This window comes from uncultured Maricaulis sp. (assembly GCF_963975345.1).
Classification (GTDB): Bacteria; Pseudomonadota; Alphaproteobacteria; order Caulobacterales; family Maricaulaceae; genus Maricaulis.
The window spans coordinates 179,101-204,604 of record NZ_CAXBGE010000001.1; the positions used below are offsets into that span (position 1 = coordinate 179,101).

Consider the following 25,504-nt stretch of genomic DNA (forward strand, 5'->3'; position numbering starts at 1 on the left):
GCGCCGCCGCCGCCTACTTCACCGGCTTGCCGCCCGCCTGCGTGCTCAGACCAGTATTCCCGATCCGGCCGGCGACGAAATCGTCGTAATATTGCAGCCAGGCTTCCGAGCGTACGGCGATATATGTCATTGGGCCGCCGGGGTTGGATCGGAAGTTGGAATCGGTGCCGATGACGAAATACTGATTGCCCTCACGCACCATGAAGGGTGAGCCGCTATCGCCGCGCGTGGTGTCGCAATTATGCGCCATGGTATTGTCGTTGAAGACTTCGGTGATGTGACAACCGAGATTGCCGGACAGATGCGCACCGGTGTCCCAGCTATAGCCGGCCTGGTAGAGCTCGGCCTGGCGGGCGCCGCGATTGCCGGCGGTCTGGACCAGGCCGCGCACGCCGACATGGCCGATCTGGGCGCCCAGCGGACGATCGATCCGCAGCAGGGCCCAATCGGTGCCATCGAGATCATCGCTGGCGCTGAAGCGTTCCTCATTCCAGTTCGGGTCGATCAGATAGCCGGTGACACGCGCTTCCAGTGGACCGCCCGGGCGATCATAGCCGGTGTGAAAGACAGCGCGGGCGTCGGTGCGTCCGTCATCATCAATGCAATGCGAGGCAGTGATCAGCACATCATCGGCAATCAGGGTTGCGGTGCAGGCGCCGCCTGACTCCATGTCGATCTGACCAACCGCGTCCCAAGGGGCTCGCGAAGTGTCCATGAAAACGCGGTCATCATGGCCGAAATAATGATCATTGATGGTCAGCGGCCGGTCGCGGCCAATGCAATCGGCGCGGTCGGTGCGCGCGGCGCAGCTGCCATCGCCAACGCCCGGTTCGTTGCAAATGCCGTTGAAGGCGGTGTCGCAGCTATCATTGCGAAAGCGCAGATCGATGATGGCGCCGCAATCGGAAAGGTCGGTCGCCTGGGTACAGGCACCGGTGCCGAAACCGGGCTCATCGCATTCGCCGTCATTGGCCCACTGGCAACTGTCATCCTCGACATTTTCGGCGATGCGCCAGCAATCGGAATAATCCGTCCCCTGTTCGCAAGCGCCTGTGCCGATGCCGGGATCGTCGCATTCGCCATCATTGGCCCAGCGGCAGGTATCGACGCCGCGATAGTTACCGCGCGAGACATCGCCGGGGCGCTGGGGTTTCTGGATCCGGTGCAGCCAGCTGGTGATTTCTCGGCTGGACAGGGCGTCCGGGGCCGCACCGAGCAGGCCGGGTTCATCGGCCTGGCTGGTGGCAACGCATAAAATGGCGGTCAGTGCCGCGATCAATCCGGTACGCATGGCTTGCAACTCCCCCTGTCGCTTGGCCGCTTATCGCGTGAATCCCCGCCATGACCAAGTCATTGAACGGCCATTCTATCGTTCATGCAGATGACTGTTTGCTGAACGGCGCATTCAAACCCGCCTCAGGCGGCTCATGATCAAATGACGGCATGGAATAAGCAAACGCAGGAGATTGTCATGAATATCACCGCCAAACTTGCCGCCGCTGCCCTGCTCGCATCCATTGGCATGGCCGGTTTTTCCGGCGCGGCCAGCGCGGGCACTTGGCATGCCAATGCGGCGTCTTGCCCTGATTTGCGCGAGGACCGTTTCGACGCCCGCCATTACACCGGTGGCGGCGACCGCCGGGAGGATTTTCGTGATCGCCGGGTGATCGATTGTCCGGCGTATGCGTGGAATTACTATCCCGACCGTTATGAACGCCGTGACGTGCGGGGCATGTCATCGCCCGGCCGGGTCTATCTTGACCGGTCTGGCCGCTATTATGCGGTCGATCACCACGGCTACTCGCGCAGCATCAATGTCGTGATCGACTATCCACGCCAGCGCCCTGTGCTCGGCTTGAGCTTTGGGACGACGTTCAGCTCGGGCAATGACCATGCCCGAAATGACCACCGTGACCGTCGTGACTATCGCGACCGCCGCGGTCATCGCGACCAACGCGATCATCGGAGTAATCGCCGCGGCCATCACTAACCGGCCCGGCTGAAGACGTCAGAAACCGAGCCCGTATCTGACTGCAGCGCATCCTTCGCGCTACAGCCAGAGCCGGCCTTCCAGATAGCGCGGCGCGTGGCCATACAAGGTCACGCGCTCGCCTTTGGGTTCGACCTCGAGCGCGCCGGGACGTGGCCCGATCTGCCGCGCGCTCAGACGGGTCTTGCCCAGTTTTTCGGCCCAATAGGGTGCCAGAGTGCAATGGGCTGATCCGGTCACCGGATCCTCGTCAACACCGGAGGCAGGGGCGAAGAAGCGCGAGACGAAATCACATGTCTCACCCGGCGCCGTCAGAATGATATTGGTGTCGAGCGCGCGCAAACGGGCATGATCGGGCTCGGCCGTCTTCACGGCTGCCTGATCGCTCATCACCCACATCTGATAGCCGGCGCCATGAATCCGGTTGACGCTCAACACCTCGATCGGGTCACTCTCGATCCCGAGCGCGGACTGGGTCGCGTCGTCACGTTTCCCGGCACCATAGCCGATCCGTGGTAGCTCCATCGCGAAGGCCGTGCCATCGCGGCGCACTTCGAGCCGGCCCGAGCGGGTTTCGAAACGAACGATATCCTGCGCGCCCAGATCATATTCCAGCACCACAGCCCCGGCCGCCAGCGTCGCATGGCCGCACAAATCGACCTCCATCGCTGGCGTGAACCAGCGTAAATGCCAGCCCTCCTTGCCATCGGGCACCAGGAAGGCGGTCTCGGAGAGATTATTCGAGGCGGCGATCCCTTTCAGGACGTCATCCTCGGGGAAGGCCTGCATCAGGCAGACGCCGGCGGGATTGCCGCTGAAGGCCAGGTCCGGGTCGGCAAATGAATGGATTTCGAAATAGGGAATGGAGGGCATGGTGCGATCCTGAAATGGCAGGGCCGAGCTACCAGCGCTCGCTCTGATGGGGTTGAAAATCAAGGTGAAGGTCGGGATTTTGCCGGTCGAGCACGACGACGGTCTCAGCTGAAACCGGCGCATCACCGGCAATCGCGGTCAGGGCTTCGACGACCATGGAGCGGGCGTTGCTGCGCAGTTCGGTCACCTGACGCGGCAGTTCGCGTCGCCATTCATCGACCTCGTCAACCAGCGCCATGAAGTCTTCCGGCCATTCCGCTTCGGGCAAAGCGCGCCAGTGGCCAATCTCGACATAGGCAGCGGCGAGCCGCTTGCCCTCCTCTTCCTCGAACACATCAATCTCGATCATCATCGCCTGATAGACCAGCGAGGTTTCCACCACCCCGCCTGAAGCCGGGATATCGCCGGCCCAGTGCGCGAAGTAGCTGCGGGCCTGTTCGACCGGTGTCGACGCGGCGGCGCCCCAGGTTTCGCGCGTGTCGCGATTGAGCAAGGTTTCCTCGGCCGGATCGATGATCATCACCATCGGCGTCGCATACAGCGCCGCAACGCCAAAGCGGCGGATCACGTCCTGGTTCTGGTCGCGCCAGCCGACATCGATGAAGCGCGTCACATAATGATCGCGCAGTGTCGCGGCGAGTTCCGGGTCCTGGAAATGCCCCGCCAGACCGCGGCTGTCATGGCACCAATTAGCGCCGAAAACGAGCAGCAGGCGTTTGTCACCGGCCAGCGCTTCGGCCATGGCGGCATCGACCTCGGCCATCGCCGAATAATTCTGGTCGAAGGGCGAGGGCGATGTATCGTCCGCCATCGCCACAGGGGCCAACAGGAACAGGGCAAGCAGGCTGACAAGCAAACGCATCACGACCTCAAAAACAGCAATCGGCGGAACAAAAGCACGCCGGGCCGCGCGATACCAGTCAAGCGGACGTGATGAGCGCACCACGCGCCTATCCCGCCGCCAGCTCGGCCAGCCGCGCATAGGTGCCATCATCACGGGCGGCCAATTCGTCATGGCTGCCCTGTTCGATGATGCGGCCCTTGTCGAACACCAGGATGCGGTCGGCATCGCGGATGGTCGAGAGGCGGTGGGCGATGATGATGGTGGTGCGTCCGCGCATCACCGCTTCCATCGCCAGCTTCACATCACGCTCGGTCTCATTGTCGAGACTGGAAGTTGCCTCGTCGAGAATCAGGATCGGTGCGTCGGCCAAGATCGCCCGCGCGATCGCGACGCGCTGGCGTTCACCGCCAGAAAGCTTGACCCCGCGCTCACCAACCAGTGTGCGATAGCCCAGCGGTAGCCGAGTGATAAACGAGTGGGCATGGGCCGCCTCGGCAGCAGCAATAATGTCGGCCTCGCTCGCCCCGGGCGATCCATAGGCGATATTTTCCGCAATCGTGCGGTGAAACAGAGCCGGATCCTGCGGCACCAGGGCGACATTCTGGCGCAAGCTCGCCTGCGCCACATCGCGCACATCCTGGCCGTCAATCTCGACGACACCTTCATCGACGTCATAGAGACGCTGCACCAGCTTGACGAAAGTCGACTTGCCCGAGCCGGTCGCACCGACCAGAGCGACTTTCTCGCCCGGTTCGATGTCGAGCGAAAAGTCGTGATATAACGGGCGGTTCTGGCCTTCATAGGTAAAGCCAACCCGGTCAAACCGGATCGCACCGGCGCCCGGCCGGAAATCGCGCGCATCGGCGGCATCTTCCACCGAGCTCTCCTGCAGATCGAACACGGCGAGGTCCTGCAACTCATCCATCGAGCGCTGAATCGCCTGCACCTGCTCACCAAAGCGGCGCATATAGCCCGACACCAGCATATAGGCCGCCAGCGCCGCAACGACATCGCCAGCGCTCGCTGCACCGCGCGACCATTGCCAGACCAAGAGCCCGACCAGGCCGGCCTGCATCAACAGATCGGTGGCGATATTGACCAGCCAGGAATTGACGAAGCGCAACCAGGTCTTCTTGGTCGCATTGCGCCAGCGCCAGGTAAGCCCATGAAAACGCGCATCTTCACGCGTCTCGGCGCCGAAGCTTTTGACCGTCGCAATGCCGCCAACCGCATCAGCGAGCGCGCCGCCAATCTGCGAATCCAGCGCGTTGGAGCGCATATTCTGCGGCCGGATATAAAAGCGGCTCAGCATCAGCGATGAGGCGATGAAAGCCGCCATCACGACCAGCACGACGCCGCCGACCAATGGCCAGCGCACCGCCATCACGATCGCGACGCCGAACATCACACCAAGTGATGGGCCCAAGCCAAGGAAAATATTGACGGTTATCGTGTCGTAAGCCCACATCCCACGCGTGATTTTGCGCACGACCGAGCCGGCGAAGGTATTGGCATGCCAGTCGAGCGAGAAGCGCTGGACCTTGGCAAAGGCCTCGGTCGTCAAATCCGCCATATTGGCCGATGAGAAGGGCACTTCGCAGCGCGAAGCCGACTGCCGGACGATATAATAAGTCACAGCCGTACCGAGATATATCGCGAAGGCGGGCCAGGGCTTTCCGGTCTCGGGGCCAGCCGCCAGTGCGTCGATCAGGTGGCCGGCAGCGACGGGAATGTAGACCTCGGCCATCGTCGCCAGCACCATGAAAATGATCATGCCAGCCAGCAGAAAGGGGCGACGCAGCCATTGGCGGCGCAGAAAGGTGAGCACTTGCAGATTGCTAAGTGTCCGGATTATGGGCGTTTCGGGATCAGAAATCGACATGTCAGCAGCGGACCAGACGGTCCGTCCTCATGAAAGCAGTGCATCAAACCTGTGGGTGGAGAACGTCATCGCGATCATGCGGGGCCGGGCCTGAAAGCAGGCGCGGGGTCATCGCACACGAAGGCGGCACGTTCAGCCACCGTCGTAGGTTAGATAGATCTGCTCATGGGCCTGCTCCAATGTGCCGATTGGTCCGGGAGGCGCTGGTTACACCGGGCACCGGGTGGCGGGCAAGGCGAGGGCAGGCATTTTGTCGCCGATCTGCCACGAGTGTGGCGGCGAGAACACAGATTCAGGCCTCAATCCCGGCGATGCAGGCCTGCTCCAATCCGACCTGAACCTCATCGGACAGGTCGATAATCTTGCGTGTATCCAGATCCATGGCGGCGGCGACGCCCTCCATTGACCACCAAGGTTTGCCGGTGGCCGGGTCGAGAATCCAGTGCACGATATTGCGCACTTTCGGGCCGAAGGATTTGAGGCCCGAGCGCATGACATAACCATCGCCGGCGCGCGGCCAGCGCTGGACCCTGATTCGGCATTCCAGCAATGGCGAGCCAATCCGGCGTGTCGTCTCGCCCTGGTGAAAGGCCCATTCTTCGGGGAATCCCGCTTTGAAATTGACCACGGAGTTGGAGATCCGTCCGAGCAAAACCTCGCTCTGCATGCGGCCGAACACATCCATTTCACCGAGCGTAAAGCGACCCTGACCGACCCGCTCCAGTCCCAGCGTATCGGCCCGTTCAAGCGAAGCTGGTTCGCTGCCGGCTTGCTCGACGATCCCACGCGGCAAGGCGAAAGCAGGCGGCTCGACCAGACCAGCTCGCTGCCGTTCTGCAAAGTGGCTGGGCCAGGCAAAGGCGCGACCGTCGCGCGGCGAGACATGGTCGAGATCGATCCGGAAACTGGCGGCTGGCTTGCCGGTTCCGCCATGGCGCATCACCAGCACGGCACTACAGCCTGTGTCGCCGGTCATGCTCCAACCGCCCTCGATCAGCAGAGGCGCGCCGGGACGGACCTCAGCGAGAAAGCGGATGTGCAACGTGGTGGGCAACAGGGTGGCGTTGGCGTCGGCGCGGTGAATGTCCCTCAGTCCGGTCAGTGCCGCGAGGTTCGCAACCGCCTCGCCGGCCTTGGCCAGATAGAATTTCACATTCATGTGGCCGAGTTCATCGCATTCCCAGGCATTGGCATTGCCGCGCCAGATCTCGATCATCGTGGTGACCTCTTCAGTGTGCGCAATTGCTGCAATGTCCGAAATGCTCGACCACCGAACGCTCGACCCTGAAGCCGGTCGGCATTTGGCTGCTGACCGGGGCGCCATGACGTTCCTCGACCGCACCGCAATCGGTGCAGATGAAGAGTTCGGCGCAGCCGCCGGGCAGGGCGTGCGTCGTGCAGCCGACAAAGGCGTTGAGCGCCTCGACCTTGTGCACCAGCCCCAGCCCGATCAGAAAATCGAGCGCTCGGTAAACCGTTGGCGGCTTTGCCGATCCGGGACCGGGTTTGAGCGCTTCGAGCAGGTCGTAAGCCTTCACCGGCCCATCGGCGGTGAGCACGAGTTCAAGCACCCGGCGGCGCACAGGGGTCAGCCGTTCGCCGCGCTTGGCGCAGAGCGTTTCGGCAGCCTCTAGGGCTGTGAGGGTGGAATCAGGGTGCGTCATGGCGATATCTAATCCCGTTTCGCGGCAAAACACACCTGCTGCGTCCGTGATCGCGATGGCGGGTCGTCAAGCGTCGACTGGTCGGCCTCAAAGCGGGTACCGGCCAGCCTATTCGCCGGGCTGGAATACCGCCCTCGACGATCACCATTACGACGGACCGCAGCCAGCATGACGTCAGGCGGCAATTTCGGCATTATTCTTGCTCCAGAGAGAAATTCCTGTCCCTGCGTGGCTGCGTTGCCGCCACCGGGCATATCCGCTATCTAGCGCCGAAAGCAATGAAGAGGTTTCTACCATGGCCGACGCACCAACCACCGAGGCGCGCCTCACCGGGACGGTTCCACTCTACAAGACTGTAGAGCCGCTGAACCGGACCAAACACAAAACTTACGGCGTGAAGAATATCGCCACGCCTTACAGTTTTCTGAAGGACTGGCATTTCGTTCCCGCCATTGCCGGCGAGTTTTCGATCGCCAGCGGCAGCTATCCGATCATCTTCCTCGGCGACAAGAAAATGCCGGTTCTGGTGATGGGGCTGCGTCAGGGTACGAATGTGTTCGTCACTGAGGATGGCCAGTTCGACAGCGATCATTACGTACCGGCCTATGTGCGCCGCTACCCGTTCGTGAGCGCGTCCAATCCGATGGATCAGCCATCGACCGTCTGTGTCGATGTCGATGCGCCCTTCGTCGTCAAGTCGAAGTCGGACCTGCCTTTCTTCGACGAAGCCGGCGAGCCGACCGAGTATGTCAACAAGGCCGTCGAATTCGTCTCGGCTTTTGAAAACGACGCCAAGGTCACCGAAGCCTTCGTCGAACGTCTCCATGCGCTGGACCTGTTCGAACAGAAGAGCGTGCGGGTCGCCGATCCAAACAATCCGGACAACACCATCACGGTCGCGGAATATTGGGGCGTCTCGGAAGAGAAATTCGGCAATCTGCCGGCCGACAAGCTTGGCGAGATGCACAAGAATGGCGATCTGTTCGCGATCTCCGCGCATTTGATGTCGTTGCAGCGCTGGGAACGCATCATGCGTCGCGTTTCGATGCTTCCACCGGCGGCTGAAGCCAAGACCAAGGCCTAGCCCTGCACCAAGTCATTTTGACGGCAACGGCCGCGCTGAAAAGCGCGGCCGTTTGCTTGTTGGCTGCGTGTCGTCGATCACCATTGCGCGATCAGGCTTCGGTCCGCAACAAATCATGAGTATATGGCGCGTCAGGGCAACTCGCGCCCGCGTCAGTTTTGAGGTCAGTCCATGCGCCTTCTAGCCACACTCGCCGCGACCATTTTTTTGAGTGCGGGTATCGCGTCAACCGGGCAGGCACAACCAGGCTGGGCCTCAAGCGAGCCGATAGTCGACGCCCAGCTGGTCTCGGACGTGAGCGTCGCGGCGCCGGGTGAAGCGTTTCACATCGGGTTGCACCAGGTGATGCCGGACGGCTGGCACACGTATTGGCGCAATCCCGGCGATAATGGACTGCCAACCGATATCCGCTGGGACGTCCCGGCCGGCGTGACCATCGGTGAGATCGCATGGCCGGCGCCGAGCGAAATGCTGCTGGCTGAGACGATCATGGATTACGGTTATCACAATGAAATCGTTCTGCCGGTAACGGTTGAGCTGGATGCCGGCTATGCCGCGTCCGAGCTGCCCATTATTGCCCATGCCAGCTGGCTGGTGTGTGAAATCATCTGCGTGCCCGAAGAACGCACCCTGTCGCTGACCCTGCCGGTCGCGGCGCAATCGCAGCCCGATGAAGACGGACACTGGTATATCCAGGCGGCCTTCGACGCGGTGCCCCAGCCTGTCGCCGGGCTTGATGCCAAGATCGGCTTTGCCGATAGCGCGATCGTGCTGGAACTGAGCGGTGGCGATTTCTCCGCGCCCGATGCCGATTTACGCGACCTTACCTTCTTTCCCTATGATGGCAGCCTGATCCAGCATGCCGCAGCCCAGCGCGTCGAGCGCGATGCCGGCCTGACGCGGCTGATCCTGACCCCCGGCTTCCAGCCCGAACCGCAGGCCTCCCGGCTGCGTGGCGGCGTACTGCGTTACACAATGGGATCGGGTGCGGCCGCGCGTGAAATTGCGGTCGAGATCCAGGCCCAACCAGATCGCGACATGGTGTTGCCCGCATCGGCCCCGACAGCTGGGCCCTCATCGACCTTGCCGGCGGTCGCGCCGGGCATCATCGGCCTGCTTCTGCTCGCTTTTGGCGGTGGTTTGATCCTCAATCTGATGCCGTGCGTCTTCCCGATCCTGTCGATCAAGGTGCTGCAATTCGTTGAAGCGGCGCACGCTGATCCACATCGGGTCAAACGCCATTCCCTGTTCTTCCTCGCCGGTGTCGTGTTGAGCTTTGTTGCGCTGGCCGCGGTGTTGGTCGGGCTGCGTGAGTTCGGCTTGCCGGTCGGTTGGGGCTTCCAGCTACAGGTGCCCGTGGTGGTCGCGGCCCTCACGCTGCTGTTGTTCGCGATCGGTCTCAACCTGCTCGGCGTGTTCGAGATCGGGACCAGTCTTCAGGGTGTCGGCGGTGGTTTGAGCCAGAAGCCGGGCGCCCAGGGCGCCTTCTTCACTGGCATCCTCGCCGTGATTGTCGCCGCGCCTTGCGTTGGACCCTTGGCCGCCGGTGCACTAGGGCTGGCGCTGACGCAGCCGGTTGGCGTGGTATTATTGGTTTCGGCCGCGATGGGGGTCGGACTGGCCGCGCCCTTCGTGCTGATCAGTTTCGCACCGGCGCTGCAGCGCTTTATCCCCAAGCCGGGCCGCTGGATGGAGCAGTTCAAGCAATTCCTCGCCTTCCCGATGTTCGCCTCGGTGCTTTGGCTCAGCTGGGTGCTGGTGATCCAATCCGGGCCGTCAGGCCTGTTGCTGCTCGGTATCGGCCTGTTGACCCTCAGCCTGGCAATCTGGGCGCGTAAACAGAAACACCTGGCTTGGACGATTGTCGCGGTCCTGGCGCTACTGACCGGTCTGGCGTCGACCTTGGCCATCGCCCGCCTTCCGGCCGCGACCAATGCGCCGAGCCTGGCAATCGGCGAAGAAGTTTGGTCACGCGAGCGCGTCGCGGAATTGCGGGCGGCGGGGCAGCCGATCTTTGTCGATGTCACGGCGGCTTGGTGCGTCACCTGTCAGGTCAACAAGCTGGGCGCGCTCAGCGACCGCGCCGTGCTGGACGCGTTCGAGCAATATGGTGTGGTTGAAATGCGCGCCGACTGGACCAATCGCAATGACGAGATCGCGGCGCTGATTGCCGAGCATGGCCAAGCTGGCGTGCCGCTCTATCTGGTCTATCCGGCGGATGGTGGCCCGGCGCGGGTTCTGCCATCGGTCTTGACGCGCGATATCGTCATCAACGCCCTCGCCGAAGCGGCCGGCTGAGCCGGGCTCTAGTCGTGTGAGGCAGGGCAGGTGCCCGGCGGACCCAGCGTGTCTGGCAATTCCGCGCCATCGGCGGCCGGTGCGATTTCGGCAGCGTCATGCATCAGGGCCGCGATCTCGCGATAGACCCGGGCCTGGTCGGCGGCTGTCTCGGCGGCATTGAGCGCTTCCAGACGGCTGGCGGCATCGCCGGACATGCCACGGAAAATACAGCGCAAATCAATCGGACCGCCGGCCTCATCAATGGCGCGGCTGAGCCGCATCGCATCGGCGGAGAACTGGTCGAGATCGAATTGCAACGGGTCGTCGAGATCGATCGCCTCGGCGGGGGCGGCCGGTCGCTCGGCGGCGTAATCGGCGCGATGCTGGGCCTGTTCGGCGATATTGCGGGCCTGATCAGCGAGATCGGCACCCGGTTCGGCCAAGGCCGCCGAACTGGCGAGGAGAAGGCCGGCGAGGGCGGGCAGGAAAAGGCGCATGACGAGACTTCCGGCGACTAACGATCGGGTTGAAGCCTAGCAGCAAGAGTTTGACCGCCGGTGAATCTCACGACGCAAGGCGCTGAACTGGTGAAAAAACTGGTTCCCAGGAGCGTGTTCGATATTGAAGAGCGCTGACAGACGAGCGATTGCCTGCTTTACAGGGGGCAGGCCATCCACAGATCCAGCCGGAGAGTTTCATGAGCGCGAAGAAACCGTTTCGTCCCAAGGCCCGCCGTCCACGCGGTTTCGAGGATCGCTCCGGATCGGTGCTGCGCGCGGAACGCCATCTCGTCGAGACCGCCAGCCGGATCTATGACGATTGGGGCTTCGAGCCGCTACAGACGCCGGCCTTCGAATTCGCCGATGCGCTCGGCAAACACCTGCCCGATGAGGACCGTCCCAATGAGGGCGTGTTCGCGCTCGAGGATGATGACGGCCAATGGCTGTCGCTGCGCTATGACCACACCGCGCCGCTGGCCCGTTTTGTCGCCGAGAATTTCCAGGACCTCAACAAGCCCTATCGCCGCTATCAGGCTGGCGATGTCTGGCGCAATGAAAAGCCCGGCCCGGGACGTTTCCGGCAATTTGTCCAGTGCGATGCCGATACTGTCGGTGCACCCGGCCCGGCGGCCGATGCCGAGATGATCGCCCTGTCGGCCGAAGTGATGCGCGCGGTTGGCCTCGCCGACGGCGAGTATCTGATCCGGGTCAATGACCGGCGCATTCTCGACGGCGTGCTGGAAAGCATCGGTGCCGCCGAGCCCGAGCGCCGCATGCGGGTTCTGCGCGCGGCCGACAAGCTCGACCGGCTGGGCCGCAATGGCGTCGCCGATCTGCTTGGCGCCGGGCGCAAGGACGAATCGGGCGATTTCACACCGGGTGCCGGGCTGGAGCTTGCGGGCATTGAAACAATTCTCGCCTTCCTCGATTCCACCGGCGGCAGCCGCAGCGACGTGATCGGCCGGCTCGAGCCGCTGGTCGGTCAGTCGGAGACCGGGCGGCTTGGTCTCGCGGCGCTGGGCGAGATCGACAATGTGCTCTCCGCCATCGGTGTCGGCGATAACCGTGCCGTGTTTGACCCCTCCGTCGTGCGCGGCCTGGGCTATTATACCGGCCCCGTTTATGAGGCCGAATTGCTGGCGACGGCGACTTATGATGACGGCAAGCCGATCCAGTTTGGCTCGGTCGGCGGCGGAGGCCGCTATGATGATCTCGTCGCGCGCTTCACCGGCCAGGCCGTGCCGGCGACCGGATTCTCCTTCGGCGTCAGCCGTTTTGCCGCTGCGCTGGCGGCGCTCGGCCGTGTTGGTGCGGGTCAGGAACGTCCGCTGGTGATCGTGATCGCGGCGGAAAAAGACCAGTCGGCGCGCTATCTCGCCATGGCATCGGAACTGCGCGCGGCCGGCTTCCGCGCCGAGGCCTTCGCCGGTGGCGGCAATATGGGCAAACAGCTGAAGTATGCCGACCGGCGCGGCGCCGTTGCGGCGGTGATTATTGGCTCGGACGAGCGCGAACAGGGTGTGGTGACGATCAAGGATCTCAAACTTGGCGCCCGGCTGGCCTCGCAGATCAGCGATAACCGCGAATGGCGTGAAGAGCAGCCGGCCCAGATCACTGTCGCTGGTGATGCCTGGATCGAGGCTGTACGCACCGTGGCCGGACGTGACGGGAAGTCTGTTTGAGCTGTAAAGAAATAACCATCTTCAACTGAAATTGCGGAGACTAGGGTTGACCTTACATGACCTCTACGTCAACGTCGCGCCTGGACCGGGCCTGACCGTCTAGTCCTTGGCGTTTCGGGGAGAAACGTCCTTTATCGACCAACCGCAAATTTCGGGGCTGGCTTAGGCCAGCCCCGCCTTTTTGCCCACTCCGACACTCCTTGGTCATCCGGTTCGGAACGCAAAAGGGCCAGCTTGCGCCGGCCCTTTCGTCTGTCATTTCGATTCGTTTCGGGACCTATTTCTCGCCATCGGCGCCGTCGGTCTCGAATTCAAACTCGAACACCCGACGATCATTGTCAGCATCATCGCTGCGCAAAACGATGACCCGGCGGCCGGTCAGATCGACCTCGCTGGCGCTGCCATCTTCGCGATTGAGGCGGACAATCCGCCGCTCCTGGCGGCGGCCTTCACCGGTCCGGCCACCGGCCAGCCGGTCGGCTTCGAGCTGGTTGAGCCAGCTGACCAGATCATCGCCGGTCTGTTCCTCGCCATTGACCCAGATCTGCCGGCGGCCGTCATCGCTGCTTTCGACGCGAATATCCTGCTCGTCGTGCCGACCATTATCCATCGACGGGTCTTGAGACATGCTGTGGTGACGCTCGACGCGGGCCTCATTGCGCGCGACCCGAACCGCGTCGCGCTCGACGCGCACGTGGTGACGTTCGACGCGTGCCGCTTCGCGCTCACCCCGCGCGGAATCGCGCTGGACCCGAGCCTCGTCGCGGGCGGCGCGGGCTTCGTCGCGGCCGGCTCGCGCCGCTTCGCGGGCGACATGACGCATTTCGACGCTCGCGCGGCGGCTCTCATCGCGCCCTTCCAGGGCGGCCTCGCGCATCTCGCCGCGCATGGCCTCCATCGCTTGGCGGATCTCCTCGCGGGCATTCTCCATGGATGCGCGGGCGGTTTCGCGCTCGGCTTCGGTCATGGCGCCCCAATCGCGCGAATCGCTTTCGATGAGCACATCGTGATCCAGACCCTCGAGGGCGGCCTCAAGCGAGGCCATCACGTCGTGCTCCATGCCTTCGGAATCGAACTCGAACCGGAACTGATCCATATCACCAGCCATGCGCGCCGCATTCTCGGCGCGTTCGGCCATGTGCATGACGAACTGGCTGTCGAAGCGATCCCTGTCGCCGCCATTCAAAACCCGGATTTCATCGCCATCGACGATGATGGTGGTCGCGCCGTCGGCCTCGACCTCCTGTCCGTCAATGACCACGTGATTGCCGTGGATCTGGACCTCTTGGCCATTAATTGTCAGCCGGGAATCGGCCCCGCTTCCCTGCATGTGGATGGTCCGCTCGCCGTCCTCGCCGCGAATCTCGATCACGGTGCCGCCCTGGGTCCAGGTCATGGCGTGATCATTGGCGACGCGAACGCCCGGATGCCGGTTGTCGTCATCGACCGCCCAAGCTGCGGTCCCGGCCAGAGTGACGGCTGCTGTGGCGAGCAGGAAGGTCTTCATGATGTGTCCCTTTCATCGGATGTGATGCGCACAGTGGATGGCGCAGCATTACCGCGTCTTGGCTCCGAGCTGAATATTTGGAAAGTTTACGCCGGACGGCCGGTCTTGGCGAACCGGGTCGTTCCTGCGTTGAAAGAGGCGCGACGCTTGGTTGGCGCCGCGCCAAGTCACTGCAGGGGCCGCAGATCGTGACAAGAGCGGCTGACCGGCAGACTGGCGTTCCCAAACCTACAAAACTCTGGCGGCGGTGTGACGATTCCGCAATCCGACCTTCATCTTGCGCTTGCCTCGACGGCCTGCGCTTTGCATGGTGACCACGAGTTTGTTCGCTTCGGAGTTCCCCCATGACCCATCCCGACCAGGGGCCTGATCGCCGGAGCGTTTTGCGCTGGGCTGCTGCCGGGGCCGGCCTCAGCCTGCTGCCCGCATCTTACGCCTTCGGCGAGGCGATGAGCCTGGAGCAACGTGTTGGGCAGATGCTGCTGCTCGGCTTCATCGGTTCGACGGTTGATACCGGCGGCGCTGACCAGATCGCCGGGCATCTCGCCAGTGGACGGATCGGCGGCGTGCTCTTCCTGCGCCATAATGTGCGCAGCCGCGAGGGCGTTGAAGGCCTGACGGCGCGCTTTCGTGAGATTGATCCGACAGCCTGGATGGCGGTCGACCAAGAGGGCGGGCTGGTGCAGCGCCTGTCGCGTGATCTCGGCTATACCGCGATCCCGCGCGCCTTGATCGTGGCGCAAAGCGACAGTGTTGAGCAGGCCAAGGCCGTTTATAGCGAAGCAGCCGATGAATTCGTCGCCGCCGGTTTCGACCTCAACCTCGCCCCTGTCGCAGATCTCAATGACCCGGAAAACGCCGTCATCGGCGTGCATGGACGCTCCTATGGCAATGATGGCGAAACCGTCGCCGCCTATGCCGCGGCCTTTATCGAGGCCTATGACGAGGCCGGGGTCGTCTGCGCCATCAAGCATTTCCCCGGCCATGGCCATTCGCGTGGCGACAGCCATGCCGGCTTTGTCGACATCACCGACACCTGGAGCGAGGCCGAGCTCGACCCCTTCCGCCGTCTGATCAATGCCGGTGAAGCGCAGCTGATCATGGGCGGCCATCTCACCAATCGCCATCTCGATCCGACCGGCGTGCCGATCACCTTCTCGGCGCCCGTGATCGAAGACCTGCTGCGCGGCCAGATGGGCTATACCGGCGCCGTCATGACCGATGATCTCGACATGGGCGCGATCCACGAGAATTACTCCCAGCGCGAAGCCGTGCTGCGTTCGATCGAGGCCGGCAATGACATCATCATGCTCTCCAACTCCGCCGCGCCAGACCCGCAATTGCCGCAACGCGTTCTCGGCTGGGTCAGCGAAGCGATCACCGAAGGCCGCCTGACCGAAGCGCGGATCGACCAGTCGGTCGCGCGGATTGCGGCGCTAAGGGCCGTGTCTGGATAGTTGGCTGAGGGCGACGGAAGGCTGGTGTGTGCCTCGGTTTTCTGGGACGCCTCTTGCAACTATACCTTAGGCTCGCAAGCGCATCGGAATTCCAATGAGCCAAACCAAAAACAGTGCAGGCCGGAAATTGGTCGATGCCGCCGCGGTTCAAAAAAGGCCCCTGACCCGAGCGAATGAGGCAATGTCTCCACAGGTCATGTCAGAGGAAGCCTTCTCCTGTACGCATCTTCAGGATGCGGCGTATTATTCGGATGATTCGACCCTGGTCCTTCATATGGATGTTCGCGACGGTCTCAAACTTCTCGCGGAGGCGGGCGTGAGGGTGAACTGCGTGGTTACCTCACCCCCGTTTTATGGTCAGAGAGACTATGATGTCGAACGTCAAATTGGTCTTGAGTCTCATCCTTCCGCCTTCATTTCCGAACTCGCCGATGTGTTCGATGCAACCCGAAAGGTCCTTGCTGATAATGGTAGTTTGTGGGTGAATCTCGGGGATACCTATTGGAGTGGAAAAGGTGAGCATCGAAGCGGCGAGACAAAGCAATCGGCGCGAAGGTTTGGAATTCGCCCTCAAGACAAGAAGGGGGATGGAGGGTGGTGTGTTCCGAAGCAGCTCCTGTTGATTCCTCACCGTCTTGCGATTGAAATGCAAGATAGGGGCTGGCTGGTTCGGAATGACAACGTTTGGGTGAAACCCAATCCGATACCAGATCAAGTTCGCGATAGATGTTCAATGTCGCACGAGTATGTGTTTCATTTCGCGAAGGAACGTTGGTACTATTTCGACAAAAGCGCTGTCGGTCGGACCTCGGAATCAGGATCGACACTTCCACCACTTGATACTTGGGAAGTGCCCCCGGTGCGCGGGCAGGCGGGGCGCCACAAGGCACGCTTTTCCCAGGAACTGGTTCGTATCCCGATACTGACGACCACGCCTCCTCGGGGGGTTGTCTTGGATCCATTTGCGGGGAGCGGGACCTCTCTAGTCTTTGCGCGAAAGCACGGATTTCGGGCCATCGGGATCGACGCTAAGAGAGAATATTGCGATCTAATGGTTCGCCAACTCGAATCAGTGTCCGAAACTAAAATTGGGTCGAAATGATTATCGCAATTAACTGAGGAGCGGCAATCTATGTATATTTCTGACGTTGCTATCTTAACCGCGATAAAAATTCTGCGCGCAACCGTCCATCCATTCGTGGGGATAACCTTCGTGGCGTGTAAGCGCCATGGACTAGGCGTTGGTGAGGCTGAAGAGGTTAGCATCGACACGGTTACGCGAGCCCAAATGGACGAATATCACAGAATTGACCGTAGAAGTGAATATTACTTTCAACCATTCAATGGTAGTTACAAGTGGTGGTTAACTAAACGATACCCATCAACCGGTCTTCAAACAGCCAATACTCAAACGTTTAAGTCCGTGTTTATGCATGAACACGGTTCAAATGAATGGGCTTTTTCAGAAAATTATTTGGACATATTGATACATGAGCTAAATTTGAGGGGGCATTCTGCAGAAATTCCTGCTGACGCGTTGGCAATTTGGTTTTTCAAGGGCGAAAACTTAGACGGCGTGACGACGTATGATGACTTGGTGGAGTTGTTTTTCAGGAAATTTGGCATTTCTAAAGATGAAGAGTCGCGATTGTTCTCAGCAAGAATGATGGGCGATAAATTGCCTAGCGAATTGGCATTTATCGCCGAGCCGCTGGAGATGACATCTGTCCTCCACCAGCTGCCGGCAGCGCCTGATGCCGAAGCTGAAGGCGGGCGGACGATTACGTCACTAAATTTGGTGAATGCGGGACCGGCACGCGAAATGCGGTTGGACTTTGGATCACGTCTTTCTGTGGTTACGGGTGACAATGGCTTAGGCAAATCCTTTCTCTTGGACTTTACGTGGTGGGCAGCTACTGGCGGTTGGGCGGATCGCGAGGCGCTTCCACAACAGGGCGATGACAAGCTACCGTCCAAGGTGGAATACACACTGAGCACTTCGACCGGGCGGCTGTCGACATTTGCGGCAACCTTTGATCGCAAACGGTCGTCTTGGGATCGTTCCGGCGACTCAATGACCGTTGAGGCGTTGGCGGTTTTTTCTCGAGCGGACGGATCATTCGCAGTTGCGGACCCTCTCCGTGAGCAGTTCAATCTTCGCCCTGCCGTTGCAGGAAGTTTGTCCGCCGCCGATGTCTGGAATGGACGCGAGGGAGTGCTCGAGGGGCTCATTCGCGACTGGGTGCGATGGCAGACCTCAGCGGACCGGAGGTCATTCGACCAGTTCGCTTCAATATTGAAGAGGTTATCGCCGGAGGATCTGGGGACTCTCGTACCTGGGCCGGCTGTGAGATTGCCAGGGGACCCTCGCGAGATCCCAACCATTCAACATACGTATGGGACAATTCCTGTTACCCATGCGTCCTCAGGCGTCAAGCGAGTGCTGCTTCTCGCTTATCTAATCATCTGGTCCTGGCGAGAGCATGAACTCGCAGCTGAACGGCTGGGTTCACCCCCCCTCCGGAGGATGATGGTGTTGGTTGATGAGCTTGAAGCTCACCTGCATCCGAAATGGCAGCGCATTGTCTTGCCCGCATTGATGGGGGTGGGAGATTTGCTTAGTAGCGATCTTGCGCTCCAGATGATTGCGGCGACCCATTCGCCGATGATCCTCGCCTCAATGGAAGCAACATTTGATCCCTCCAGTGACGTTCTCTACCATCTTTACGGTGATGGCCCAGACGTGAAGCTTGATGAAATTCCATTCGTGAAATACGGAGATGCTTCTGGATGGCTCACGTCCCCGCTCTTTGGACTGCGCCACGCTCGGTCCCGTGAGGCGGAAGCGGCGATCGAGGCAGCCAAGGCGCTTCAGCTACAGGAAGAACCCGCATTCGAAGAAGTCTCTGAAGTCTCGGATAGGTTGCGAACGCACCTAGCGGGTGATGACAAGTTCTGGCCAAGATGGCTCTATTTTGCTGAGCGGCATGGAGTGATGATGTGATCCGCGTCGCCGCTAAGCCGGAGTACCCAGATTTTGACAGAAATGTGCGACGCCCTGGAGCGGCGTTTCTTGCCGTGTGTCCGGCGCCGACTTCTGCGGAGTTCAAGAGTAAGAACTACTGGAGTAAAGCAGCGCCAAGCCTTCATGCTGCCTACTCGGGTATCTGCGCCTACACAGCGATGTATATGCCAGAACAGGGAACGGTAGACCATTTCCTTCCGAAGGTTGACTACCCTAGCCTCGCTTACGAGTGGGCCAACTTTCGTTTGGCCAATGGACGGGTGAACAACGCCAAGGGGAATTCGCCGAACATCATAGATCCCTTTGAGGTGGAAGATACTTGGTTTCACATGGACGTTCCGGATTGCCTTTTGAGGTCAAATCCATCTCTTGAAAGGGCGCTTCGCCGTCGAATAAATATGACAATCAATTCGCTGCGCCTGAATCAAGATGACAGTTACGTTCAGGAGAGATGCAACATTCTGATGGAGTATGCGCGGGCCGACATCTCGATGGACTTTCTCCAGCGGCGCTACCCATTCTTGGCCAAGGAGCTGGTTCGACAGGATATCAACCAACTGCAGCTGCGAGATATTTTCAGGGTGTAGACTCGGCTCGTTCCGGAGGTCAGAGTGCTTGGTGCATAAGCTCAGGCCCGTCTCTCGACCGGGCCCCTTCGCCCCTTCTACGACGAGCGGCTGGATACCCAAAGTTTCTTGGTGGGTACTCTGGCGACAGCCTCCACAGGTCGTCTTGGGACGCGCTCCCTATCCCCCCTGCGCTGCGAGCATGAAGAGAATGTCCCGCGCCAATGTTCCGGCCAGTTGCGGCTCGCTGCAATTGAGGTGGACGATGACGGTGATGTCGGGCGCCAATACGCGGACGACCGTGGTGACATAGCCGTCGATATAGCCGCTATGCGTCACGAGCTTCAGACCGGATTCGTGTTGGACATACATCGGGCCGAGCGCGCGGTAGCGGCCATCGCCGCGATCGAGCTTGTCGGAGAGCATGGAGCGGCCGATATCGGCCAGTGCGCCGTCGCTGGCGAAGACGGCATCGAGGAAGGTCGCGGTATCGTCTGCGCTCGCCAGAACACCGCCATCGGCGCCATTATTGTCCTGCAGGGCGAAGGTATCGAAATTCGCGTCATCGCCGCGGCCATAGCCGTGGATGCGATCATGCGGATCGCCAGACACATTATAGCCGGTGGCCTGCAGGTGGAGCGGGGTGAAGATGATCGAGTCCATCAACGCGCCGAGCGTCTGACCGGTGACCGCTTCGGCCACCAGACCGAGTAGCTGGTAATTGCTGTTGGAGTAGGCGTAATCCGCGCCGGGCGCGAAGTCGGCAGCGCGGCCCTGGATATGACCCAGTGTCGTGTCGGGTGTGTTTCTCGCCACCGTGCTGACCTGCGCATCCCAAGCATCGTCATAATAGTCCGGCACGCCGGATGTGTGGTTGAGCAATTGGCGGATGGTGGCGAGGTTGGCATTCGCCACGCCTTCAATCCGTGCCGGTTCGACATAATCCGCCGCCGTCCGGTCCAGATCGACCTGACCGTCGAGCACCAGCCGGTGGATGACGGCGGCGGTGTAGAGCTTGCCCACGCTGGCCATGCGCAGGCGGTCATCATCCGCCATCGGTTCGCCGGTTGCCCGGTTGGCGAGGCCGCGGCTGAACACATGCCGCTCACCGCCCACTTCCACCAGCACGATGGCGCCGGCCACGCCCTCGGCGAGCGTTTCGTCGATGCGCGCCTCGATGCGGCTGTCGAGGCTGGTCTCGCTCGGGCTGGCGGGTTGGGCACTGCAGGCGCTGGCCAGGCAGGCAAGGGCGGAGATAGCGGCGATCAGGGTGTGAGAGGCGGGAAACATTGAAAACTCGCAACTTGTTTCGGATGGCTGGGCAGACTAGACGGGATTGCGTGCCGTGAATGGGCGATTTCCGCATCACCAACGGCGAATTTCGCCGATTGATCGTCGACACGATGGAGGCACGCTATGCTGGACACATTCGATCTTGCCATACTGACCGTTGTTCAAGCGGATAATCGTCTGCCGAACCGGGAAATCGCCTCCAGGGTGAGCCTGTCGGAGACGGCGGTCCGCCGTCGGCTTGAGCGACTACGATCCGAGGGGATTATCCAGGGCGATGTGGCGCTGCTGGACCGTGATGCGCTGGGCCAGACCCTGATCGTCTCGGTCGTCTTTTGTGAGGACACCGCCGAGGCCTATGCGCGCTTTCGCCAGCAAATGGTTGAGAGCAGCCGGGTGACGCAATGCTATTCGATCGCCGGCGTGGTGGACTTCATCCTGATCGTGCACGCGCCCGATTTGCGCGAGTTCGAAGCCTGGGCCCAAACGACCCTGCTCAGCGATCCGGTTGTGAGGCGCTATGAGACGTCGGTCGTTTTCACCACCCATAAATTCTCGACCGTCGTGCCGCTCGGCTGAGCGCGCACTTCCGAATCACTTGTGGGCCGAGTGCCGGTCTAGGCCCTCAGCGGCCCCATCAAGGCAAGCGTATTGCCCTCGGGATCTAGGAAGAACCAGATCGCTAGCGGGGGTGTCTGCGACGGGTCAGCGATGAGTGGCTCCGGATGGAACTCCACGTCTTTTTCGGAGAGGATGCGTTGACTGGTCCTCAGATCGTCCGTGCCGAAATAGATGGGTGCACCCGCGCCGGGCAGGAGATTGCCGGCCGGGCCAACCATGAGGCGAATACCGCCGGCATCGAAAAAACTCATGCCACCCGTCTCGAACAGCTTGGGCAGCTCGAGTATGTCTTGATAGAAGGCGGCGCAAGTTTCCGGCTTCTTGGCCGGAATGGCGATCTGGATGAGCCCCGCGACGGGGCCGGCTTCAGAAACGGTCACTCCTGACATCTCACTCTCCTTATGCCCGACCTTTCGGCCTTGGCCTGCGCCTTCGGGACACGAAACTTTGCCGACACGCTCGGCACAATCAATTAAGTTAGTTTGACGAACTAAATATTTAGAGTCAAGCTACTCCCAGGCAGGGGACGCGCAAGCGAAGAGAACGGAGTTGCGAGACCAATGACGGGCGGATCCAATAGTGCGAAGCGCGGCCGAACGACCGGGGACCGGGTACATTCTGCCGCAATCCGCTTCCTGCGGGCGGTGCGCACAGTCGATGACGGGGCGAGATTGAGCGCACCACGACTGTCCATCCTGTCAGTCCTGGCCTTCAAGGGGCCCCTGAGCTTGGGTTCCCTGGCCGAAGCCGAGCAGGTCACGCCAGCAACAATGACGCGGCATATCCAGGGCCTGGAAACAGGAGGCCTTGTGAGCCGGGCGAAGACGTCAAAGGACAACCGAGTGGTGACAATCTCGTTGTCTGGGGAGGGCCGGCGGCAGTTCGACGCGGCGCGAAATGCACGCCTCGCGGCACTGGACTCAGCGGTCGCAGCGCTTGAGCCGGAGGATATTGCCAAGCTCGACGCCGCGTCGGCTGCCCTGCTTGCGCTGGCGGAAAGACTGACGGTGAAACCAGACTAGAAAAAGGCCGCCCCCATCGGGAGCGGCCTTGTCCTTGTCATTCAGCCTGGGCTGAACGGCATGATTACATCATTCCGCCCATTCCGCCCCGCCGTCCGGTTCCCGGACGGCTCACCTTTCGATGATGGGCGGACTCATGGGCGTCAGTGATTACATCATTCCGCCCATTCCGCCCATGCCGCTCATGTCGGGCATGCCGCCACCAGCGCCTTCTTCTTTGGGCTGATCGGCAACGGCCGCTTCCGTGGTGATCAGCAGGGAGGCGACCGAAGCGGCATCCTGCAGAGCGGTACGGACGACTTTCGCCGGGTCGATCACGCCGAAGTCGAGCATGTCGCCATATTCTTCAGTCTGGGCATTGAAGCCGAAGGTGAGGGAAGGATTTTCCATCACCTTGCCGACCACGATCGAGCCTTCGACGCCGGAATTTTCGGCGATCTGGCGGATCGGGGACTGCAGGGCGCGCGAGATGATCGCGATGCCCTGGGTCTGGTCAGGATTGTCGCCCTTGAGGCCGACCAGCTTCAGGGAAGCTTTCAGCAGCGCAACGCCGCCACCGGCAACAATGCCTTCTTCAACGGCCGCACGGGTCGCATTGAGGGCGTCGTCGACGCGGTCTTTCTTCTCTTTGACTTCCATTTCAGTCGCGCCGCCGACCTTGATCACGGCAACACCGCCTGCCAGCTTGGCCAGGCGCTCTTGCAGCTTCTCACGGTCATAATCGGAGGTCGTGTCTTCGACCTGGCGACGGATCTGGGTGACCCGGGCTTCGATCGCGGCACGTTCGCCGGCACCGTCGACGATGGTGGTATCGTCCTTGGTGATGCCAACGCGCTTGGCAGTGCCGAGCATGTCGAGGGTGACGGTTTCAAGCTTGATGCCGAGGTCTTCGGAGATGACCTGGCCACCGGTCAGGATGGCAATGTCTTCCAGCATCGACTTGCGACGATCGCCGAAGCCTGGTGCCTTGACGGCAGCAATCTTCAGGCCGCCACGCAGCTTGTTGACCACGAGGGTCGCCAGCGCTTCGCCTTCGACGTCTTCCGCGATGATCAGCAGAGGACGGCCCGACTGAACGACGGTTTCCAGGATTGGCAGCATGGGCTGAAGCGATGTCAGCTTTTTCTCGTGCAGCAGGATGTAGGGCTCTTCGAGCTCGACATTCATTTTCTCTGCATTGGTGATGAAGTAAGGCGACAGGTAACCGCGGTCGAACTGCATGCCTTCAACGACGTCCAGCTCGGTGTCGAGGGATTTGGCTTCTTCAACCGTGATGACGCCTTCATTGCCGACCTTTTCCATGGCCTTGGCAATCATGTCACCGATTTCGGTGGCGCCATTGGCGGAGATCGTACCAACTTGGGCGATCTCGGCTTGACCCTTGATCGGGGTGGCAGAGGCTTTGATCTCGGCGACGACGATGGCAACAGCCTTATCGATGCCGCGTTTGAGATCCATCGGGTTCATGCCGGCGGCAACCGATTTCATGCCTTCACGAACGATGGACTGGGCCAGGACCGTGGCGGTCGTGGTGCCGTCACCGGCTTCGTCATTGGTCTTCGAAGCCACTTCGCGCAGCATTTGTGCGCCCATGTTTTCGAATTTGTCGGCGAGCTGGATTTCCTTGGCGACCGAAACGCCGTCCTTCGTGGTGCGCGGGGCACCGTAGGATTTTTCCAGAACGACATTGCGGCCTTTCGGGCCGAGGGTCACTTTGACGGCGTTAGCCAGGATATCGACACCGCGCAGCATGCGCTCACGGGCGTCTGCACCAAAAAGTACGTCTTTAGCAGCCATGGGATTAGTTCCGTTTGCTAGAGTGGGTCAGATGGGATTGGGGCGGCCGTTCAGGCGCTAACAATGCCCAGGATGTCGGATTCTTTCATGATGATCAGCTCGGTGCCGTCGAGGGTGACCTCGGTGCCGGACCATTTGCCGAACAGGATGCGATCGCCGGTTTTGACGTCGAGGGCACGGACAGAGCCGTCTTCCTTGATCGCGCCGGTGCCCACGGAGACGATTTCGCCTTCCTGGGGTTTTTCCTTGGCGGTGTCGGGGATGATGATCCCGCCTTTGGAGGTGGATTGTTCTTCGAGGCGTTTTACGAGAACGCGGTCGTGCAGAGGACGAAAGCTCATCTTGGTGTATCTCCAACAAGAGGACAGAAATCAAAAAGCAGCTCGGTCATGAGCTTGGCACTCACGACCATCGACTGCTAACAGAGGGGCAGATAAGCAGTGCGACAGGCGGCGTCAAGGGCGGTGATGTGCGCTGATCACGGGAAATTTCGTGCCGGGTTCGGGTCTGGTCATTTTGCGTTCATCGCGCGATTGATATCGCTCGTCTGCCCTGCCTGTGTTAATGAACGCCCTGATGGTCCTAGCGACCGCACAATCGAGAGGTCGAACCGATGAAGATCCGTACTGCGCTGATGACTACCCTGGCTGCACTGGCCATGACGGCCTGCACCACCACCGACCCCTATACCGGCGAAGTCCGCCCCAATTACACTGGACGCGGCGCGCTGATCGGCGCGGCCGCTGGCGCTGCGCTCGGCTATCTCACCAATACATCCGACAGCCAGGAAGGCCGGACCAATGCCCTGATCGGCGCCGGTATTGGCGGTCTCGCCGGAGCCGGGATCGGCAATTACATGGATCGCCAGGAAACCGCGATGCGCGAAGCCCTGTCCGACAGTGGCGTCGGCGTTCGCCGCCAGGGCAATGATCTGCTTTTGATCATGCCGGGCGATGTCACCTTCGACACCAATTCCTCGTCGATCAAATCGGACTTCTACCACATCCTCAACGATGCGGCCGAAGTGCTGAACCGCTATCCCGCCACCTATGTCGATGTGGTTGGTCATGCCGACTCAACCGGCGCCGATGCCTATAACCAGACCCTGTCCGAGCAGCGGGCCTCGTCGGTCGGCAGCTATCTGATTTCCCAGGGCGTGCTGCGCGACCGTTTCTACATCGCCGGCATGGGCGAGCGTTCGCCGATCGCCAGCAATGACACCTCCGACGGGCGCGCCCGCAACCGGCGCGTGGAAATCCTGATCCGTCCGCACACCGTTTCCTGATAGCGGACTCCACTGAATTGATCGAAGCGGCCCACCCTGGTGGGCCGCTTTTTTCATGTTCGCGGGCAGGCGCGACGCTGCGGGTTTACCTTCATTAACCAAACGACAACCGGTGCGGGATCAGCTTAGCGTTAC

23 protein-coding genes are annotated in these 25,504 nt (G+C 61.1%); 11 read left to right on the top strand and 12 right to left on the bottom strand.

Annotation, left to right across the window (positions count from 1 at the left end; genetic code table 11):
* Nucleotides 1-13: 13 nt before the first annotated feature.
* Complete coding sequence (locus AAC029_RS00800) at nt 14-1,291, bottom strand: trypsin-like serine protease (protein ID WP_339742842.1); 1,278 nt, start codon at nt 1,289-1,291, stop codon at nt 14-16.
* Between the two features lie 180 nt (nt 1,292-1,471).
* On the opposite strand from AAC029_RS00800, the gene AAC029_RS00805 reads away from it, so the two are divergent.
* Nucleotides 1,472-1,990, top strand: coding sequence for a hypothetical protein (locus AAC029_RS00805; RefSeq protein ID WP_339742844.1), 519 nt, complete (start codon nt 1,472-1,474; stop codon nt 1,988-1,990).
* Between the two features lie 60 nt (nt 1,991-2,050).
* On the opposite strand, the gene AAC029_RS00810 is transcribed toward AAC029_RS00805, so the two are convergent.
* From AAC029_RS00810 to AAC029_RS00830, 5 genes are all read right to left on the bottom strand, one after another.
* On the bottom strand, nt 2,051-2,863 hold the full coding sequence (locus tag AAC029_RS00810) for a PhzF family phenazine biosynthesis protein (protein WP_339742847.1): 813 nt from the start codon (nt 2,861-2,863) through the stop codon (nt 2,051-2,053).
* Nucleotides 2,864-2,891: 28 nt separating this feature from the next.
* Complete coding sequence (locus AAC029_RS00815) at nt 2,892-3,725, bottom strand: thioredoxin family protein (protein ID WP_339742849.1); 834 nt, start codon at nt 3,723-3,725, stop codon at nt 2,892-2,894.
* A gap of 88 nt (nt 3,726-3,813) precedes the next feature.
* The gene (locus AAC029_RS00820) at nt 3,814-5,589 is read right to left on the bottom strand and encodes an ABC transporter ATP-binding protein (RefSeq protein ID WP_339742852.1); all 1,776 of its coding nucleotides are present in this window, start codon (nt 5,587-5,589) and stop codon (nt 3,814-3,816) included.
* Between the two features lie 292 nt (nt 5,590-5,881).
* A complete protein-coding gene (locus AAC029_RS00825) occupies nt 5,882-6,805 on the bottom strand; it encodes a thioesterase family protein (protein WP_339742854.1) in 924 nt (307 codons plus the stop codon).
* Between the two features lie 13 nt (nt 6,806-6,818).
* A complete protein-coding gene (locus tag AAC029_RS00830; protein WP_339742857.1) occupies nt 6,819-7,253 on the bottom strand; it encodes a transcriptional repressor in 435 nt (144 codons plus the stop codon).
* A 295-nt stretch (nt 7,254-7,548) separates the two neighbouring features.
* Between AAC029_RS00830 and AAC029_RS00835 the strand changes: the two genes are divergently transcribed.
* A complete protein-coding gene (locus tag AAC029_RS00835) occupies nt 7,549-8,337 on the top strand; it encodes a SapC family protein (protein WP_339742859.1) in 789 nt (262 codons plus the stop codon).
* A gap of 171 nt (nt 8,338-8,508) precedes the next feature.
* Nucleotides 8,509-10,635 (top strand): protein-disulfide reductase DsbD domain-containing protein, encoded by a 2,127-nt coding sequence (locus tag AAC029_RS00840; RefSeq protein ID WP_339742861.1) that lies wholly within the window; start codon nt 8,509-8,511, stop codon nt 10,633-10,635.
* 8 nt (nt 10,636-10,643) lie between these two features.
* On the opposite strand, the gene AAC029_RS00845 is transcribed toward AAC029_RS00840, so the two are convergent.
* Nucleotides 10,644-11,114, bottom strand: coding sequence for a hypothetical protein (locus AAC029_RS00845; RefSeq protein WP_339742864.1), 471 nt, complete (start codon nt 11,112-11,114; stop codon nt 10,644-10,646).
* 200 nt (nt 11,115-11,314) lie between these two features.
* On the opposite strand from AAC029_RS00845, the gene hisS reads away from it, so the two are divergent.
* Nucleotides 11,315-12,799, top strand: coding sequence for a histidine--tRNA ligase (gene hisS / locus AAC029_RS00850; RefSeq protein WP_339742866.1), 1,485 nt, complete (start codon nt 11,315-11,317; stop codon nt 12,797-12,799).
* A 277-nt stretch (nt 12,800-13,076) separates the two neighbouring features.
* Here hisS and AAC029_RS00855 read toward each other — a convergent pair whose 3' ends face one another.
* Nucleotides 13,077-14,306, bottom strand: coding sequence for a hypothetical protein (locus AAC029_RS00855; protein ID WP_339742869.1), 1,230 nt, complete (start codon nt 14,304-14,306; stop codon nt 13,077-13,079).
* A gap of 344 nt (nt 14,307-14,650) precedes the next feature.
* Between AAC029_RS00855 and AAC029_RS00860 the strand changes: the two genes are divergently transcribed.
* From AAC029_RS00860 to AAC029_RS00875, 4 genes are all read left to right on the top strand, one after another.
* The gene (locus tag AAC029_RS00860) at nt 14,651-15,763 is read left to right on the top strand and encodes a glycoside hydrolase family 3 N-terminal domain-containing protein (protein ID WP_339742872.1); all 1,113 of its coding nucleotides are present in this window, start codon (nt 14,651-14,653) and stop codon (nt 15,761-15,763) included.
* A gap of 94 nt (nt 15,764-15,857) precedes the next feature.
* Entirely contained in the window at nt 15,858-16,865 is a 1,008-nt protein-coding gene (locus AAC029_RS00865; RefSeq protein WP_339742875.1) for a site-specific DNA-methyltransferase, read from the top strand.
* 30 nt (nt 16,866-16,895) lie between these two features.
* Entirely contained in the window at nt 16,896-18,767 is a 1,872-nt protein-coding gene (locus AAC029_RS00870) for an AAA family ATPase (protein ID WP_339742878.1), read from the top strand.
* Entirely contained in the window at nt 18,764-19,375 is a 612-nt protein-coding gene (locus tag AAC029_RS00875) for a hypothetical protein (protein WP_339742880.1), read from the top strand. The genes AAC029_RS00870 and AAC029_RS00875 overlap by 4 nt, the downstream gene beginning before the upstream one ends.
* 159 nt (nt 19,376-19,534) lie before the next feature.
* Here AAC029_RS00875 and AAC029_RS00880 read toward each other — a convergent pair whose 3' ends face one another.
* Nucleotides 19,535-20,644 (bottom strand): serine hydrolase domain-containing protein, encoded by a 1,110-nt coding sequence (locus AAC029_RS00880; RefSeq protein WP_339742882.1) that lies wholly within the window; start codon nt 20,642-20,644, stop codon nt 19,535-19,537.
* 126 nt (nt 20,645-20,770) lie between these two features.
* On the opposite strand from AAC029_RS00880, the gene AAC029_RS00885 reads away from it, so the two are divergent.
* Nucleotides 20,771-21,223, top strand: a complete 453-nt coding sequence (locus AAC029_RS00885) for an Lrp/AsnC family transcriptional regulator (protein WP_339742885.1) — start codon at nt 20,771-20,773, stop codon at nt 21,221-21,223.
* A 38-nt stretch (nt 21,224-21,261) separates the two neighbouring features.
* Here the strand turns inward: AAC029_RS00885 and AAC029_RS00890 are convergent, their stop codons facing one another.
* Complete coding sequence (locus AAC029_RS00890; RefSeq protein WP_339742887.1) at nt 21,262-21,654, bottom strand: VOC family protein; 393 nt, start codon at nt 21,652-21,654, stop codon at nt 21,262-21,264.
* Between the two features lie 171 nt (nt 21,655-21,825).
* On the opposite strand from AAC029_RS00890, the gene AAC029_RS00895 reads away from it, so the two are divergent.
* The gene (locus tag AAC029_RS00895; protein ID WP_339742889.1) at nt 21,826-22,287 is read left to right on the top strand and encodes a MarR family transcriptional regulator; all 462 of its coding nucleotides are present in this window, start codon (nt 21,826-21,828) and stop codon (nt 22,285-22,287) included.
* A gap of 150 nt (nt 22,288-22,437) precedes the next feature.
* On the opposite strand, the gene groL is transcribed toward AAC029_RS00895, so the two are convergent.
* Both groL and AAC029_RS00905 read right to left on the bottom strand, forming a co-directional pair.
* Nucleotides 22,438-24,084, bottom strand: a complete 1,647-nt coding sequence (groL, locus tag AAC029_RS00900; RefSeq protein WP_339742891.1) for a chaperonin GroEL — start codon at nt 24,082-24,084, stop codon at nt 22,438-22,440.
* Between the two features lie 50 nt (nt 24,085-24,134).
* The gene (locus AAC029_RS00905) at nt 24,135-24,425 is read right to left on the bottom strand and encodes a co-chaperone GroES (protein ID WP_339742893.1); all 291 of its coding nucleotides are present in this window, start codon (nt 24,423-24,425) and stop codon (nt 24,135-24,137) included.
* A gap of 272 nt (nt 24,426-24,697) precedes the next feature.
* Here AAC029_RS00905 and AAC029_RS00910 point away from each other — a divergent pair, with 272 nt between their 5' ends.
* Nucleotides 24,698-25,369 carry an OmpA family protein gene (locus AAC029_RS00910; RefSeq protein WP_339742895.1) on the top strand — a complete coding sequence of 224 codons (672 nt, stop codon included), beginning with the start codon at nt 24,698-24,700 and terminating at the stop codon, nt 25,367-25,369.
* Nucleotides 25,370-25,504: the final 135 nt, after the last annotated feature.

Excerpts from the sequence above, each read along its gene's own strand:
- AAC029_RS00800 (WP_339742842.1), bottom strand. The coding sequence starts at position 1,291 with ATGCGTACCGGATTGATCGCGGCACTGACCGCCATTTTATGCGTTGCC.
- AAC029_RS00805 (WP_339742844.1), top strand. The coding sequence starts at position 1,472 with ATGAATATCACCGCCAAACTTGCCGCCGCTGCCCTGCTCGCATCCATT.
- AAC029_RS00810 (WP_339742847.1), bottom strand. The coding sequence starts at position 2,863 with ATGCCCTCCATTCCCTATTTCGAAATCCATTCATTTGCCGACCCGGAC.
- AAC029_RS00815 (WP_339742849.1), bottom strand. The coding sequence starts at position 3,725 with ATGCGTTTGCTTGTCAGCCTGCTTGCCCTGTTCCTGTTGGCCCCTGTG.
- AAC029_RS00820 (WP_339742852.1), bottom strand. The coding sequence starts at position 5,589 with ATGTCGATTTCTGATCCCGAAACGCCCATAATCCGGACACTTAGCAAT.
- AAC029_RS00825 (WP_339742854.1), bottom strand. The coding sequence starts at position 6,805 with ATGATCGAGATCTGGCGCGGCAATGCCAATGCCTGGGAATGCGATGAA.
- AAC029_RS00830 (WP_339742857.1), bottom strand. The coding sequence starts at position 7,253 with ATGACGCACCCTGATTCCACCCTCACAGCCCTAGAGGCTGCCGAAACG.
- AAC029_RS00835 (WP_339742859.1), top strand. The coding sequence starts at position 7,549 with ATGGCCGACGCACCAACCACCGAGGCGCGCCTCACCGGGACGGTTCCA.
- AAC029_RS00840 (WP_339742861.1), top strand. The coding sequence starts at position 8,509 with ATGCGCCTTCTAGCCACACTCGCCGCGACCATTTTTTTGAGTGCGGGT.
- AAC029_RS00845 (WP_339742864.1), bottom strand. The coding sequence starts at position 11,114 with ATGCGCCTTTTCCTGCCCGCCCTCGCCGGCCTTCTCCTCGCCAGTTCG.
- hisS (WP_339742866.1), top strand. The coding sequence starts at position 11,315 with ATGAGCGCGAAGAAACCGTTTCGTCCCAAGGCCCGCCGTCCACGCGGT.
- AAC029_RS00855 (WP_339742869.1), bottom strand. The coding sequence starts at position 14,306 with ATGAAGACCTTCCTGCTCGCCACAGCAGCCGTCACTCTGGCCGGGACC.
- AAC029_RS00860 (WP_339742872.1), top strand. The coding sequence starts at position 14,651 with ATGACCCATCCCGACCAGGGGCCTGATCGCCGGAGCGTTTTGCGCTGG.
- AAC029_RS00865 (WP_339742875.1), top strand. The coding sequence starts at position 15,858 with ATGAGCCAAACCAAAAACAGTGCAGGCCGGAAATTGGTCGATGCCGCC.
- AAC029_RS00870 (WP_339742878.1), top strand. The coding sequence starts at position 16,896 with ATGTATATTTCTGACGTTGCTATCTTAACCGCGATAAAAATTCTGCGC.
- AAC029_RS00880 (WP_339742882.1), bottom strand. The coding sequence starts at position 20,644 with ATGTTTCCCGCCTCTCACACCCTGATCGCCGCTATCTCCGCCCTTGCC.
- AAC029_RS00885 (WP_339742885.1), top strand. The coding sequence starts at position 20,771 with ATGCTGGACACATTCGATCTTGCCATACTGACCGTTGTTCAAGCGGAT.
- AAC029_RS00890 (WP_339742887.1), bottom strand. The coding sequence starts at position 21,654 with ATGTCAGGAGTGACCGTTTCTGAAGCCGGCCCCGTCGCGGGGCTCATC.
- AAC029_RS00895 (WP_339742889.1), top strand. The coding sequence starts at position 21,826 with ATGACGGGCGGATCCAATAGTGCGAAGCGCGGCCGAACGACCGGGGAC.
- groL (WP_339742891.1), bottom strand. The coding sequence starts at position 24,084 with ATGGCTGCTAAAGACGTACTTTTTGGTGCAGACGCCCGTGAGCGCATG.
- AAC029_RS00905 (WP_339742893.1), bottom strand. The coding sequence starts at position 24,425 with ATGAGCTTTCGTCCTCTGCACGACCGCGTTCTCGTAAAACGCCTCGAA.
- AAC029_RS00910 (WP_339742895.1), top strand. The coding sequence starts at position 24,698 with ATGAAGATCCGTACTGCGCTGATGACTACCCTGGCTGCACTGGCCATG.